Source organism: Rhodococcus sp. 5A-K4 (assembly GCF_046097995.1).
GTDB classification, from domain to species: Bacteria; Actinomycetota; Actinomycetes; order Mycobacteriales; family Mycobacteriaceae; genus Rhodococcus_F; species Rhodococcus_F erythropolis.
Genome location: NZ_JBJURM010000001.1, coordinates 249,218 through 263,535 on the forward strand (window position 1 = coordinate 249,218; position 14,318 = coordinate 263,535).

Below are 14,318 nucleotides of genomic sequence, written 5' to 3' on the forward strand. Positions count from 1 at the left end.
GCAGTAGTGCTTGCAATAGTTAGCACCCTCTCCTATCCTGGGAAATGTCCACTGGAAAGGGAGGACGCAATGCCAGCGAAGTCGACGAACTCCGATGACGGAGATCGTGAATTATCCGGTGCCGCAGCCGGAGCAAGCGACTTGGCAGCTCGCGTCGTCAGCTCTGCGGCACACGACATCGGGGGGTTCATTCGTGCACAGCGGGAAGCCGCCCAAGTTTCGATGCGCCAACTTGCTCAACTCGCCGGCGTCAGCAATCCGTATCTGAGTCAGATCGAACGCGGATTGCGTAAACCGTCGGCAGACGTACTGGCGCAAATTGCCAAGGGTCTTCGGGTCTCATCAGAAGTCCTGTACGTCCAAGCGGGATATCTCGAACAACGCCCGCACAGTCCCATCAGGGACGCGGTGTTGGCCGAGACGGCCATCAACGAACGGCAGAAGCAAGTACTGCTCGAAATCTATGACTCGTTCTGTCGCGAGAACGAGTCGTCCAGACCAGCCGCAGCGCCCGATTTCGCTGAATCGGCCGCAATTCCAGACACCGAGACTTCACTAGGAGAACAAGATGACTGACAAGAACGCCATCGACAGCGTCAAGACCTCGCTCTACGCCGCTGTCGGCGCAGGCGACCTGGTTGTCCAGGCCGTGGCCGATGTAGTCGCTCAGGTTCGTGAGCGCGCCGAGAACACCCAGGGTGACGTCAACGGCCGTGTCGACGGTGCCCGCGAGAAGCTTGCTTCCGTTCAGGGTGACGTTGCCGAGAGCGTCGAGGCACTGCGCGAGCGTCTCGCCGGCCTGCCGTCCGAGCTGCCCGAAGAGCTCGCCGAGCTGCGAGAGAAGTTCGCACCCGAGGAACTCCGCAAGGTCGCCGAGGCATACCTCAAGGTTGCCGGCGATCTGTACAACTCCCTCGCAGAGCGTGGCGAAGACGCAGTCGAGCGCATCCGCAAGCAGCCCGCAGTCGAAGAGGGCATCGCTGCTGCAGAGTCGGCACTCGGCGACGCCGTCGAGCTGACCGAAGATGCACTCGGAACCGTTGCTCGTCAGACGCGCGCCGTGGGCGAGCAGGCTGCCAAGCTGGCCGGCCGCGCTGCCGGACGCATCTCCGACACCGCAGAAGAGGTCGGCGAGAAGATCGCTGACGCCGGCGAGAAGATCGCCGACGCAGGCGACGAGGCAGCACTGAAGGTCCTCGACCTCGGTGACCAGGCAGACGAGGCTTCCAAGGAAGCTGCCGCTCGCGTGACCGCTGCCGCTTCCGACGTCCAGGAGCGCGCGACCACCGCCGCCAAGAAGGCTGCTCCGGCCAAGGCTGCTCCGGCAAAGGCTGCTCCGGCCAAGGCCACCGCGCCGGCTCCGGCCAAGAAGGCTGCTCCGGCCAAGAAGGCCTGATTTTGCCCAGCTCCACCTGACGAAGGCTCCCGCGCTCAGCCGAGTGTGGGAGCCTTCGTGTTCGTCGGGAACCGGATGAGAACTTAGGATGTAGTTGTGACTCAAGTCGATGGGCTAGTCGGTCTGATCTTTCTCGCACTGAAAGTGCTCGCGTTGGTGGGTGCTGTCTACGCGATCGTTCATGCCGTCAGGCAGCGTCCGGACGCCTTTACCGCGGTGAACAAATTGACCAAGCCGATCTGGCTCGGAATTCTGATCGTTGCGGCGTTGATCCTGCTGGCGACATCCCCTGTCGGTCTCCTGGGCATCATCGCGGTTGTTGCAGTGTGTGTATATCTCGTCGACGTTCGACCGCGCGTGGACGACATCCAGCATGGCGGTTCCCGCTGGTAGTGGGCCGCGGTTTCTGCTCATCCGGTGACGCGGTTCCAGGTCACCGTGTGTTGCCCCACTCTTCGCTCCAACGCTGACAACGCGCGTTGTTCGAGTGATAGTGTCGGTTAACGGCAGTCACACATAGATTGCATCCGTCTGTCGTCAGCAGCAGTCAGGGGTAAATGCATGTCCAGTCGTTCGCGAACCACAGAGCTTCGAGTACTGGCAGGCGCCGTCGGAGTGGGAGCACTCGTCGCGGCAGTCGCTGGGATCCGTCATCGGCGATCCACGCGCGGGTTGACTCTTTCGAGCGACGTCGAGCCCAACGCACTCCTGAAGACTCCGACGCTCAAAGCTGATATCAGCGAACTGACCACCGACGACGGTGCGATCATCAATGTCCGGGCTTACGGTCCCGTCGACGGCGATCCGATCGTTCTCAGTCACGGCTGGACGTGCTCAACCGAATTCTGGTACCCGCAGGTCAATGCGCTTGCCGGTGAATATCGCGTCATCACCTACGATCAGCGCGGTCACGGACGCAGCACCGTCGGTAATCTTCCGCTCGGCCCGGACGTCCTCGCCGACGACCTTTCTGCCGTGCTGGCAGCCACGGTTCGCGAGGACAAGAAGGCGGTCATCGTCGGTCACAGCATGGGCGGGATGAGCATCATCGCCTGGGCTGGTCGTCACCCCGACGAGGTCAAGAAGTACGCGTCGGCGGTCATGCTCGCGAGCACCGCGAGTGAAAGGTTGATCGCCGAGACCACGGTCATCCCACTGCCCAATCGCTTTCCTCGGGTGCCGGTCCCCGTGGGCCGCGCCATCCTCAGTTCGCCCGTTCCGTTTGTCTCCTCGGGCGCCATGACGAAGGCGATCCAGTACGTCTCGATGTCACCGAACGCGACCAAGGCCGAGATTCAGTTCTGCGAGAACATCGTTCGTGAGTGCAAGCCGCGTATTCGTGGCGGTTGGGGAGCAGCGCTGAGCACCCTCGACATTCACGAGGGACTCGACAATCTCGAAGTGCCGACCACCGTGCTCGTCGGTTCGCTCGATCGGCTCACTCCGCCGGTCCATGCGCGCAAGCTTGCGCAGGTCCTCGACGACGCCGGCAACCTCGAACGGTTGATCGTGTTGCCGGGCGTCGGTCACATGTCGTCGATCGAGAACATCGACGAGTTCGACAAGGAAATCGTGCGACTGCGCAATCTCTAGCGCAACGCAGCTCTAGCTGAAGACGACCGTCTTGCGCCCGTGGACCAGCACCCGATCCTCGAGGTGCCAGCGCAGTCCGCGTGAGAGCACGAGCTTTTCGATGTCTCGACCCTGGCGGACCATGTCGGCGACATCGTCGGCGTGGTCAACGCGGATCACGTCCTGCTCGATGATCGGACCGGCATCGAGTTCGGCGGTCACGTAGTGGCAGGTGGCGCCGATCAACTTCACGCCGCGGGCGAACGCCTGGTGATAGGGGCGGGCACCGATGAACGACGGCAAGAAGCTGTGGTGGATGTTGATCGCGCGGCCGGCCCAGTGCTCGCACAGTGATTCGGGAAGCACCTGCATGAAGCGTGCAAGAACCACGGCGTCGGGGTTGTGGGCGTCGACCAGGGCGCGGACCTTCTCGAAGGACGGTCCCCGTTCGGCCGGGTCCTTGGCGAACGGAACGTGGTGGAAGTCGATCCCGTGGCGCTCGGTGACACTGCGCAGGTCCTCGTGATTTCCGATGACGGCGCTGATCTCTGCCGGAAGTTCTCCGCCCGCGGCGCGGCCCAGGAGATCATGCAAGCAGTGACCTTCCTTGCTCACGAGCAGCACGATCTTCTTGGGTGCGCCGGAGTCGTGAAGAGTCCACTCGGTTTCCGGACCGATCTCGGCCGCAACAGCTTTGAACCGTTCACGAAGCTCGTCGATGCTCATGTTCACAGACGACGCACGGACCGCCTGACGCGTGAAGAACCATCCGGTGTCGGCATCGGCGTGGTATGCGGCCTCCACGATCCATCCACCGACGTCGGTGAGAAAGGTCGAGATGCGTGCGACGATGCCCGTGGTGTCGGGGCAGCCGAGGGACAGAACATAGCGACGATCGTCGATCGAAGGTGCAGCGGTCATGCGGCCTAGTCTCTCAGGTGCGGCTGCGGCGACGGTCGCGTGGTGGTGTGCCAAGCTTTCCATCATGTCTGAAGCTGCACTCACTCGTTCCCAGGTTGCCGCGATGGTGGACCACACTCTCCTCAAACCCGAAGCCACCGCGGCCGATGTGACCGCCCTGATCGACGAGGCACGCAGCCTCGGTGTGCTGGCCGTCTGCGTCTCGCCGTCGATGTTGCCGATTCGCGCCGACGGACTGGTGACGGCGGCCGTCGTCGGATTCCCGTCGGGGAAGCATCATTCACTGGTCAAGGGTGCCGAAGCGCGACTGGCCGTCGATCAGGGCGCTACCGAGATCGACATGGTCATCGACGTAGGAGCGGCGGTCGCCGGCGACTACAGCGCTGTGCTCGCAGACATCCTCACCGTCCGTGAGGCGATGGGGGAGAGTGCGATCCTCAAAGTGATTCTCGAAACCGCTGCCCTGTCCGACGAGGCCATCGTCGAATGCTGCCGCGCAGCCGTGCGTGCCGGGGCGAACTTCGTCAAGACCTCCACCGGCTTCCACCCCGCGGGTGGGGCGACGGTCGAGGCCGTCGAACTGATGGCACGGACGGTCGGCCCAGGCGTGGGAGTCAAGGCCAGTGGCGGAATACGTACGACGCAGGCCGCACTCGACATGATTGCGGCCGGCGCCACCCGTCTCGGATTGTCCGGAACCCGAGCAGTATTGGACGGTCTGACCGACTAGGTCAGCAGGCCGCAGCTGTCCGGCACCGCCGAGGCGTTCTGGTTGTTCGCGTCGGCGACGGGCATGGCGTAAGCGCCGCCCTCCAGTGAGATCTGGATTGCGTCGTCGGTGACGGTCAGCTTGGTGGGCTTCATGTCCAGCGGGTACGTCTGCAGGCTGTCGGTGAGTGTCTGGACGATGCCGTCGACCAGGTCTGTCGGCAGACCCAATCCGAGAATCTCGGCGCCGACGGTCTGAACGTCGACCACGCCGTTGGTGACGGTGGGCTTGACCGTGAGCTTCGCGAGCCCGACCGGTCCGACGTCGAACGCGAGTGTTCCGGCGCTCGAGTCGGCGGTGACGCCGGAGACGAGGCCACCGAAGGTCTGCTTCTGCAAGGTGGCGAGAATGCCTGCGGTAGACCAGGTGACGTCGGCGCTGGAGCTGCCGATGGTGCCGCTGTTACCCGCCGAGGGCTGCAAGTTGATGTCGTTCACCTTCGCGTGAACCTGCATGCCCGTTGCGGGGCCGAACGAAGAGTCGTCACTGTCGATGCTGATGTACGGCACCTTCTTGTCGACTGCCTGCAGGAGTACGGGCTTCCAGCTCAACCCGACGTCGACCTGGGATCCCAGTTCGCTCTGGAACTGATCGGCCATGCAGGTCTTCACCTGGTTGCGTACGTACAGTTCTCCACCGACGAGTGCCGCCACGAGCACGGCGATCACCACGAGAAGGATGACGAGCACTCGGTTGCGCGGACGAGGGTTGTTCGCTGCGACAGTCATTCGCCAGATTCTTCCCGACGAGTCTGAACGAACTCTGTGAATACGCACTTCCTCATTCCTGTGATGCGCGACACAGTCGCCCGTAGTCTGTTCGAAACGGCGTTTTCGACGGTCACCGGAGGTGGTCATGGCTTCGGACTACGAATCACTCGAGATGCTTGCGCTGCGACAGTGTGGATTTGTCACGGCTCTCCAAGCGTCCGAACTGGGTTTCGGTCTGGCGTCGATGGAGGAGATGACGGAATCCGGAACATGGACGTGTGAGTGCCGGGGACTCTTTCGCCTCGAACGCGTCAGACATACTGCCTTGGACGAATTTGCGAAGTGGTGCACGTGGTTCGCCGGTAGCGCCACCGTCTCGCATTACAGCGCCGCAGATCTACATGGCCTCGGGCACCTGCAACCTCGCTTCATTCATCTCTCGACAGCGCACCCACTCGCGGCGCCGACCCGCCAAGTCGCCCTGCACCGACTGCCGCTCGCGGACGACGAGTGCGAACAGATTGGACCCATCCGCATCACCACGCCTTTGCGCACCGTGCACGACCTCGCATCCGGTGGAATTTCTCAAGTTCTGCTCAACGAAGTAGTCGCCGATGCGGTAGCGATAGGTCGACTCGACGCGCACGAGTTGTATCTCTCGTGTGAAAACGCGAGCATCGACGTTGCCGTCCGAGTGGAGTTGGCGCTCGCCGCAAGCCTGTAATCGAGATTGATTTCTATGCTTCTGCGACCTTCTGGCATCACGTTCGAAATCGAATATGACACCAATATCAGAGATTTGAAATGCGCTACTTCGGGGCGAATATTCTCTCTTCAGTGCAGGTGGAGCGATATCTGGACCAGTACTTCGGGACTTTCGACCCATGATCGCTGCAGCTTGGTGATGTCGGCGATGAACTAATTCGGTGAAAAGCGTAGTTACTTTACAGTCAATGGGATAACGTCACGGCATCAAAAGCAGACGGACGCTTGTCCTGGACGGCTGTCTGCTCCCGTGTGCGAGAGGGATGTGGATGTCCGTGAGTGGTGTTCGTCGTGTTGTCGGTGGTTTGAGTGCGTTTGCTGTTGCTGCGGGTTTCGCGGTGGTTGCGGGTGTCGGGGTTGCTGGTGCGGCTCCGGTGACGGCTGAGTTCAATTCGAGTGGTTACAAGATCACGCGAACGATCAGTAACGCGACGCCGTCGGAAGGTGACGTGATCACCTCGACGACGGTGTTCAAGCGGACCGATTTTCTGGTCAATTACCTATACGCGGTTCGGGATTTTCATTCGCCGTGCATGACGTATGTCGAGGGTTCGGCGAAGGTGAACGGAAACACCTATTCGCCGGAGACGCCGGTGAGCGCTGATTCTGTGCGTGTGAGCGCGAGCATCACCGATTGGCCGTTGTATCAGAACAATACGAAGTCGTTCGAGTTTCAATATCGGGTCGGTGCGGGGTGTGAGCGCGGTACTGATTTGGTGAGTACCGTGCATTTCGACGGTTCGGCTTGGGTGAATGACACGACAAATGGTCGTGGTCCGTCGGTCAAGGTTCAGAAGAACGTCTCGACGACGGCCGTGTCACCGGTCAGTGGCGCTCAGGTGGGGCAGCCGGTGACGTTGAGTGCGACGGTGACCGGTGGTGCCGACGGTGATTCGGTGGAGTTCTTCGACGCAGGTTCCAAGATCGGTGCGGGCGCGCTCGCCAATGGTGTTGCAACACTTGCCTGGACACCGACCACCCGTGGAGATCACTCGATCACAGCGAAGTTCGCCGACACGGCGCGTGCCGTCGGTTCCGCTTCGGCAGCGCTGATCGTGAACGTTTCGCAGGCCGATGCTCAGTCCAGTACGACGCTGGCGCCGATCTCGGGCGCGCAGGTCGGCAAGTCGACCACTCTCAAAGCGACTGTATCCGCGTCGGGCACCGGTGGAACGGTCACGTTCAAGGTCGGCGGAACGGTGCTCGCTTCGGTGCAGGTGGCAGGCAACGGTGAAGCGACCTACGCCTGGGTTCCGACGGTTGCCGGTGCGCAGACCGTCGAGGCTGTGTTCGCCGGCAGGTCCGGCGTCACCGGGTCGAGTACCACCGCGAATGTGACAGTCGCCGAACAGCCCGCCGGAACAACCAGCTCCACAACAGATCTCAGCGTAGTAGCGGGCCAGGTCGGCGTTGCACAGACGATCTCCGCTCAGATCAGTCCTACAAATGCCGGTGGCACAGTCACCTTCAAGGACGGCGAGACCGTCATCGGCACGGCTACAGTCGATTCATCCGGAAAGGCCAGCCTTTCGTGGAAGCCCGCAACTCAGGGACAGCGAATTGTCTCGGCCGAGTACTCGGGCGCCGGCACGGTGACGGCATCCTCCGATCAGGTCTCCGTCCAGATCGCCGCACCGGTCGACGGTGAAGAACCAGGCAACGGCACCGGTTCGCTCGGCAGCCTCGGCAACATCTTCGGCTCCTAGCAATCAATACCCGGTGATGCCCAGCCCGCTTCAGGTGGTGGGGCATCACCCATATCCCTCACTTCTCGAGAAGGAAAATCTATGTCTGTAGGTTCTGCACGTCGTGCAGTTGCAGGTTTGAGTGTGTTTGCTGTTGCTGCGGGTTTCGCGGCGGTTACGGGTCTCGGGGTTGCGGGAGCTGCGCCGGAGACACCGGGTTCGTTGACGTGGAATGCGAACAACTACGAATACACGCGGACGATCAGCAATGTGACTGCGTCCGAGGGCGAGACGATCACCGTGAAGACTGTGTTCAAGCGGAAGAACATCGTCGTGGATTACCTGTATGCGATCAAGGATGTTCATCCGACATGTCTGACGTACGTCGAGGGTTCGGCGAAGGTGAATGGTTCGACGCGGAGTGTCGAGTCCAAGGGTGCTGATTTTGTTCGTGTGAAGGGGTCACTGACAGAGTGGCCGCTGTACAACAACGACTCGAAGACTTTCGAGTTCAAGTACACGGTGGGCGCGGATTGTGCGCGTGAGGTGCCGTTGGATACTTCGGTGCATTACAACGCGTCAGTGACGAGTTCCGATTTCCAGAACAAGGGCCCGGCGGTGACGGTGTCGAAGAACATTTCGGCGACGACGTTGTCACCGGCCAGTGGCGTGAAGTTGGGACAACCTGTTCCGCTGAGTGCGACGGTGACCGGTGGTGCCGACGGTGATTCGGTGGAGTTCTTCGACGGTGCCACCAAGATCGGTGCGGGCGCGCTCGCCAATGGTGTTGCAACACTTGCCTGGACACCGGCTGACGTCCGAACCCACAGCGTGACGGCCAAGTACCTCGGAAATGCAAAGGTGGCGACCTCCACGTCGTCAGCTGTCGACGTCGTCGTGTCCGAAGCGGACAAGAGCACTGCAACCGCGATCACCGGTCCCGCAAGTGCAGTTGCAGGTGAGTCCGTGACCGTCGAGGCTACGGTGTCGCCTACTCCGGCGGGTGGCACGGTGCAGTTCAAAGACGGTGCAACCGACCTCGGCGGCGTTGTTACCGTCGATGCCAACGGCAAGGCCTCGCTGACGAATTCCTATGCAGAAGGCGCGCATTCGATCGTGGCGGTGTACTCCGGTTCCGGTGTCTACCAGGCCTCGACGTCGGCGCCGCATGCGTTGACAGTCGCTCCGGTGGTGGTCGAGGAGAACACAACGACCACACTCGTCGGCCCGTCGACGGCGTCGACCGGTGAGGCATTGTCGTTCACTGCCTCGGTCTCGACCGGTGCTGCAGGTGGCACCGTGCAGTTCAAGGAAGGTGGCAGGGATCTGGGCCCCTCGGTTCCAGTGGACGCCACGGGTAAGGCGACAACCATGCCGACCTTCAACGTGGCGGGCGAGTACAGCATCACCGCAGTATTCTCGGGTTCGGGCAACTACCTGGGTTCGACGTCCAACACCCAGACTGTGAACGTCAAGGCGCCGGCTCCCACCGACCAGCAGACCCAGACGGTCTTGACCGTTCCGGCGGATGCGAAAACCGGTACGGCAGTTGGTCTGTCCGTAACCGTCACGCCGACGCCGGTTGGCGGCACAGTGCAGTTCAAGGACGGCTCGGGCAATCTCGGCTCGCCGGTGCCGGTCGTCGAGGGCAAGGCGTCGATCATGCACGAGTTCGCGAGCGTCGGTACGCACGACATCACGGCCGTCTACTCGGGTGCAACGGGATTCCTCACTTCTACCTCGGCCGCTCAGTCGGTTTCGGTCACGGCTCCGGCCGCGGAGGATCAGGAAACGTCCATCACCGTGAGCGCTGCGGCGTCAGCGGTCAAGGGCGCGAAGGTTGATCTCGTTGCGGCAGTGGCACCTACGCTCAGCGCAGGAACCGTTCAGTTCATGGACGGAACCACCCCGATCGGTGGACCGGTTGCGGTAGTGAACGGTAAGGCCACGCTCTCGCACACCTTCACCGAACTCGGAGATCGCCGAATCACCGCGGTGTTCAGCGGAACTGACGGCTACCTCGGTTCCGAGACCCAGGCCGCAGTTACCGTCAAGGTCACGGCAGAGCCCGACGGCGGCGATCCCGGCAACGGCGGCAGTTCGACAGGTTCGCTGGGAAGCCTGGAAAACATCTTCGGGTCCTAGCCCGACGCCTGCACACGGACGCCTCGCCGCGGAGACAACCTCTGCGGCGAGGCGTTTCCCGTCTGCGAGTTCAGGGGTTCGGCGCTACGACATGCCATGGCACCGTCAGGATGCAGTCGCGAAGACGTCGTCGCGCGGGTTGCACGGGAATTCCTTGCGCCCGAAGAATTTCCAATGCGGCAGCCCAGCGATGCCGAGGTCCGAACGAGGCGTGTGGCGCAGCGGTGGCCCAGGCTCGATCGGCCGCGCTGAGCAGCGCGTGGATCGGCTCACCTGGAACGTTGCGGTGAATGAGAGCCTTCGGGAGACGTTCCGCGATGTCGGAAGGACGCTCGATGTCGAAGGGGTCCCAGGCCAGTGTCAGGGTCAATGGACGATCGGCGTCGAGAAGCACCCAGGCGCAACGCCTTCCGAGCTCGTCGCAGGTTCCGTCGAGTAGCAGTCCGCCGGGGGCGAGGCCGGACTGAATGTGCGCCCACGCAGAGTCCACGGCGTCCTCCGGATACTGCCGGAGGACGTTGAAGGCGCGTACGAAAACGGGTGTGAGACCGGCCAGTTCGAATCCGCCACGGGCGAAGCTGACACCGTCACGACTCTCGACCACGCGGGCGGGGTCGATCTCGAGCCCGATGACGCGTCGATCCCGCCGGACAGCGGTGAGGCGGCTTGCCATCTCGAAGGTGGTGTCCGGCCTCGCCCCGTACCCGAGGTCGACGATCAACGGATCGGCCGCGTTGTTCAGGGCGTGCGCGATAGTGCGGTTGTGGACGATCCACCGGTCACTTCGTCGCAGTCTGTTGATCCCCGTCGTGCCACGGGTGATGACCCCCTCGATCTTCGGGGGTGGAGCCTTCTTCACGCCGGCTTCAGCGTGCGGCGAGCCAGGTCGCCGTGACCTGGGCTTCGGTGCGGAACAGATCGACGAGGTTGATGAGCATGAGCTGTTCCAACTTCGCGCCGATGAACGGTATGAAGACCTTCGCCTCGGACGTGGTTCGCAGCGTGGACCCGGTATCGGTCGCGAACAATTCCATGGTCCCGGACAGATTCCCCGGCCCGGCCGGGATGGACGCTTCGTACGTTCCGGTCACGGTGTCACCGAAGGCGCCGTACGACTCCTTGCGCGTGATCACCAGATCCTTCTTCATCACCGTCTGAGCAATGTCCGGCAAATCGGTGCGCGGAAGAATGTGGTGCAGTACGAGATCGATTCCGGAATCGGTGACCTCGAAATGTTCCACATGGTTCTCGGAATGCTTGCGCATCTCCTCGACGCGGGCCTCCCAGTACGAGCGGTCCGCCAGTGCCGCGTAGACCTGCTCGGGGGAGTGCTGATAGCGGGCGGAGTAGTCGATGCGGCGAGCCATGATCGGAAAGAATACCTGTTACGCGCTGTGACAAGCCAAATTGGCCGTATCCACAACTATCGCCGCCCGCAGGATTTTACTTCGCGATCCACTCCCGGGTGAAGTCCTGTTCGGCCTGGATGAGCCGGACAACCTCGTCGACGATCGCGCTTTCGATCTTTCCGCCGAGGAACGGGATCTTGACCTCGACCTCACCCTCGATCTCGAGAGTGGCGGAGTTCTCGTCGCCAGTCAGGACCTGCGTGCCCTCGATACGGGCGGGAACACCGTCGACGTGGGCGGAGAAGGTGCCAGTGGCCTTGCCGTCCTTGAAAGGAGCCATCGTTTCACTGCGCTTGATGACGATGTCGCCGTTGACGACCTTCGACACCATGCTCGGGAGATGCTCGGCGGCGATGATCTGCGACATCGTGACCGCGACGGTCTCGTCGCGAACGGTCAGCTCTTCGATCGCCGCGCCGGGACCACCGACAGCGACGATTCGGTCGCGCCAGTACTGCTCGGAGGTCACCGCCTCATGGACCTTCTCGGCGGGGACTGTGTACTTCGACGAATGCTCGATGCGACGGCTCACGATTGTGGAGGCTACCGTTTATCGATGTGTGGGACGTAACCATTGGCAGACGCGTCGTGGAATCAGGCGCTTTCGTGTCCGAGAACGTTGACTTGTCGGGATTGACGACGCTCCGAATCGGGGGACCGGCGCGGCTGCTCGCCGAATGCCCGACGACGCAGTCGTTGATCGACGTCGTGACGCTGCTCGATCGCGAGCAGATCCCGACGCTGATTCTCGCCGGCGGATCGAATCTCGTGATCTCGGACGCGGGATTCGACGGAGTTGTCGTTCGTGTGGCCAACACCACCGTGAGCCTCGACACGGACCGCGTCATTGCCGAAGCGGGCGCAGTGTGGGACGAAGTAGTCGGCCAATCCGTCGCCGCGGAACTGGGCGGCCTCGAATGCCTGTCCGGGATTCCGGGCTCGACCGGTGCGACGCCGGTGCAGAACGTCGGCGCGTACGGCGTCGAGGTGGGCTCGCGGCTCCGGCAGGTTCAATTGCTCGACCGACGCAGCGGCGAAGTGTCGTGGGTCGAACCGTCGAAACTCGAGTTGGGCTACCGGTCGAGCGTTCTCAAGCATTCCGATGCAGCAGTGGTTCTCGCCGTCGAATTCGATGCGTCGACCGACGGATTGAGCGCCCCGCTCGCGTACCGCGAACTGTTCACTGCACTCGGGGCCGAGGAAGGCGAGCGGTTGCCTGCGTCGCAGGTCCGCGAGGCGGTTCTGGGATTGCGGACCGGCAAGGCGATGGTGCTCGATCCGTACGACCACGACACGTGGAGCGCGGGTTCCTTCTTCACCAACCCCGTGGTGCCGGACGACAAGCTGCCCGCTGTGCTCGGAGCAATAACCGAACAGCTCGGAGACGTCACCGTGCCGCAGTTCCCGGGCAGTGGTGGAACCAAGCTCTCGGCCGGATGGTTGATCGAACGGGCCGGATTCTCCAAGGGGTATCCCGGTGAAGATGCACCGGCCAGGCTGTCGACGAAACACACCTTGGCGTTGACCAACAGAGGGTCGGCAACGAGCGCGGATGTGGTCTCGCTCGCGCGGACGGTTCGCGACGGCGTCGAAGCCGCGTTCGGTGTCCACCTGGAACCGGAACCGGTAACTGTGGGCTTCACCATCTGATTCCTGACGGAGCCCGCAGGTAGCCTGTTGAAGTGCATGAGCTGGGTGGTCGGAGAAGTCGTTCGCGTCTTGTTGCGTTGGTAGCTGTAATGCTCGCTGTGATGGTGGCCGCTGTCGGCTGCACGATCGGTGGCAAGGACGGACAGGGCGGTGCGGCGGCCGCCGAACCAGCACCTGTTGCGACCGTGGTGTCGACGCCGGCACCCGGTACCAAAGACGTCAGCCCGGTCGCGCCCGTCTCGGTTGCGGTGACCCAGGGAACACTGGCCGACGTCAATCTCAGCAACGCGGCCGGTAAGGCCGTCGCCGGACAACTCTCGCCTGACAAGACGACGTTCACCGTCAGTGAGGCACTCGGCTACGGCACCACGTATTCGTGGTCGGGCTCGGCAACCGGAACCGACGGCAAATCCGTGCCAGTGCAGGGGAGCTTTACGACGGTCGCCCCGGAGTCGACCACCGGCGCCACCCTCAATATCGCCGACGGCCAGGAAGTTGGTATCGCGGCACCGATCACGTTGCAGTTCGACAACTCCGTCGTCGACAAGGCGGCCGTCGAGAAGGCGCTTGTCGTGACCACCGTGCCGCCCACCGCCGGATCGTGGGCATGGCTGGCCGACGACAACGGCGGGTCACGGGCCCATTGGCGTCCGGCCGATTACTGGGTGCCGGGCACAACTGTCCATCTGGACGCCAAGCTCTACGGCTTGAACTACGGCGGTGGCGCGTACGGCGACCAGGATCTCACGCTCGACTTCACGATCGGTCGTAGCCAGATCGTGAAGGCGAACGCGCCGAGCCACCGCATGCAGGTGGTGCGAGACGGTCAGACGATCATGGACATTCCCGTCAGCTACGGCGAGGGAAACGAACCTCGAAACGTCACGCGCAGTGGCATTCACATGGTGACGGAGAAGTACGAAGACTTCATGATGTCCAATCCGCCGTTCTACGAGAACGTGCGTGAGCGTTGGGCGGTGCGCATCTCCAACAACGGCGAATTCATCCACGCCAATCCTGAGACCACCGGGGTGCAGGGCTCGTCGAACGTCACGAACGGTTGCATCAACCTGTCGACATCCGACGCGCAGGAATACTTCGGAACCGCCCTCTACGGTGACCCCGTCGAGGTGACCGGCACGTCGATCGACCTGTCGCCTGCGGACGGCGACATCTACGACTGGGCGATCGATTTGCCGACCTGGAAGTCGATGTCTGCACTGGGGTAAGTCTGTACTGCTGTGAACCGAGAAATCCGTCGACGAGCGGAACCATCCGGGCGTTGCTTGCGTCAAT

Annotated in this window: 15 protein-coding genes; 10 read left to right on the top strand and 5 right to left on the bottom strand. The window is 62.5% G+C overall.

The features are described 5' to 3' along the window. The first annotated feature begins 69 nt into the window (after positions 1-69). The 4 genes from ACKAMS_RS01145 (at position 70) to ACKAMS_RS01160 (ending at position 2,989) form a co-directional block, all read left to right on the top strand. On the top strand, positions 70-576 hold the full coding sequence (locus ACKAMS_RS01145) for a helix-turn-helix domain-containing protein (protein ID WP_019744418.1): 507 nt from the start codon (positions 70-72) through the stop codon (positions 574-576). After that, the gene (locus ACKAMS_RS01150) at positions 569-1,396 is read left to right on the top strand and encodes a heparin-binding hemagglutinin (RefSeq protein ID WP_019744417.1); all 828 of its coding nucleotides are present in this window, start codon (positions 569-571) and stop codon (positions 1,394-1,396) included. The genes ACKAMS_RS01145 and ACKAMS_RS01150 overlap by 8 nt, the downstream gene beginning before the upstream one ends. 96 nt (positions 1,397-1,492) lie before the next feature. Then, positions 1,493-1,789, top strand: coding sequence for a DUF2516 family protein (locus ACKAMS_RS01155; protein ID WP_003941505.1), 297 nt, complete (start codon positions 1,493-1,495; stop codon positions 1,787-1,789). 168 nt (positions 1,790-1,957) lie between these two features. Continuing rightward, positions 1,958-2,989 carry an alpha/beta fold hydrolase gene (locus ACKAMS_RS01160; protein ID WP_021333908.1) on the top strand — a complete coding sequence of 344 codons (1,032 nt, stop codon included), beginning with the start codon at positions 1,958-1,960 and terminating at the stop codon, positions 2,987-2,989. A 12-nt stretch (positions 2,990-3,001) separates the two neighbouring features. Here the strand turns inward: ACKAMS_RS01160 and purU are convergent, their stop codons facing one another. Next, on the bottom strand, positions 3,002-3,889 hold the full coding sequence (purU, locus tag ACKAMS_RS01165) for a formyltetrahydrofolate deformylase (RefSeq protein ID WP_047889778.1): 888 nt from the start codon (positions 3,887-3,889) through the stop codon (positions 3,002-3,004). A 64-nt stretch (positions 3,890-3,953) separates the two neighbouring features. On the opposite strand from purU, the gene deoC reads away from it, so the two are divergent. Continuing rightward, entirely contained in the window at positions 3,954-4,619 is a 666-nt protein-coding gene (gene deoC, locus ACKAMS_RS01170; RefSeq protein ID WP_020906748.1) for a deoxyribose-phosphate aldolase, read from the top strand. On the opposite strand, the gene ACKAMS_RS01175 is transcribed toward deoC, so the two are convergent. Continuing rightward, complete coding sequence (locus tag ACKAMS_RS01175) at positions 4,616-5,386, bottom strand: DUF2993 domain-containing protein (protein ID WP_047889817.1); 771 nt, start codon at positions 5,384-5,386, stop codon at positions 4,616-4,618. The genes deoC and ACKAMS_RS01175 overlap by 4 nt on opposite strands. 127 nt (positions 5,387-5,513) lie before the next feature. On the opposite strand from ACKAMS_RS01175, the gene ACKAMS_RS01180 reads away from it, so the two are divergent. The 3 genes from ACKAMS_RS01180 to ACKAMS_RS01190 all read left to right on the top strand — a co-directional run bounded on the left by ACKAMS_RS01180 (position 5,514) and on the right by ACKAMS_RS01190 (position 9,963). Further along, complete coding sequence (locus tag ACKAMS_RS01180; RefSeq protein ID WP_047889777.1) at positions 5,514-6,092, top strand: hypothetical protein; 579 nt, start codon at positions 5,514-5,516, stop codon at positions 6,090-6,092. Positions 6,093-6,402: 310 nt separating this feature from the next. Beyond that, entirely contained in the window at positions 6,403-7,839 is a 1,437-nt protein-coding gene (locus tag ACKAMS_RS01185; RefSeq protein WP_047889816.1) for an Ig-like domain-containing protein, read from the top strand. An 81-nt stretch (positions 7,840-7,920) separates the two neighbouring features. Then, positions 7,921-9,963 (top strand): Ig-like domain-containing protein, encoded by a 2,043-nt coding sequence (locus tag ACKAMS_RS01190; RefSeq protein WP_408988504.1) that lies wholly within the window; start codon positions 7,921-7,923, stop codon positions 9,961-9,963. A 70-nt stretch (positions 9,964-10,033) separates the two neighbouring features. Here the strand turns inward: ACKAMS_RS01190 and ACKAMS_RS01195 are convergent, their stop codons facing one another. The 3 genes from ACKAMS_RS01195 to ACKAMS_RS01205 all read right to left on the bottom strand — a co-directional run bounded on the left by ACKAMS_RS01195 (position 10,034) and on the right by ACKAMS_RS01205 (position 11,904). Further along, a complete protein-coding gene (locus ACKAMS_RS01195; protein WP_020968914.1) occupies positions 10,034-10,822 on the bottom strand; it encodes a hypothetical protein in 789 nt (262 codons plus the stop codon). A gap of 7 nt (positions 10,823-10,829) precedes the next feature. Next, positions 10,830-11,330, bottom strand: coding sequence for a DUF2505 domain-containing protein (locus ACKAMS_RS01200; RefSeq protein WP_019744409.1), 501 nt, complete (start codon positions 11,328-11,330; stop codon positions 10,830-10,832). 76 nt (positions 11,331-11,406) lie between these two features. Beyond that, positions 11,407-11,904, bottom strand: coding sequence for a DUF2505 domain-containing protein (locus ACKAMS_RS01205; protein WP_019744408.1), 498 nt, complete (start codon positions 11,902-11,904; stop codon positions 11,407-11,409). 74 nt (positions 11,905-11,978) lie between these two features. Between ACKAMS_RS01205 and ACKAMS_RS01210 the strand changes: the two genes are divergently transcribed. Together ACKAMS_RS01210 and ACKAMS_RS01215 are read left to right on the top strand one after the other, a co-directional pair. Then, positions 11,979-13,022, top strand: coding sequence for a UDP-N-acetylmuramate dehydrogenase (locus tag ACKAMS_RS01210; RefSeq protein WP_020906754.1), 1,044 nt, complete (start codon positions 11,979-11,981; stop codon positions 13,020-13,022). 32 nt (positions 13,023-13,054) lie between these two features. Beyond that, positions 13,055-14,251 carry an Ig-like domain-containing protein gene (locus tag ACKAMS_RS01215; RefSeq protein WP_408988505.1) on the top strand — a complete coding sequence of 399 codons (1,197 nt, stop codon included), beginning with the start codon at positions 13,055-13,057 and terminating at the stop codon, positions 14,249-14,251. The last annotated feature ends 67 nt before the right edge of the window (positions 14,252-14,318 follow it).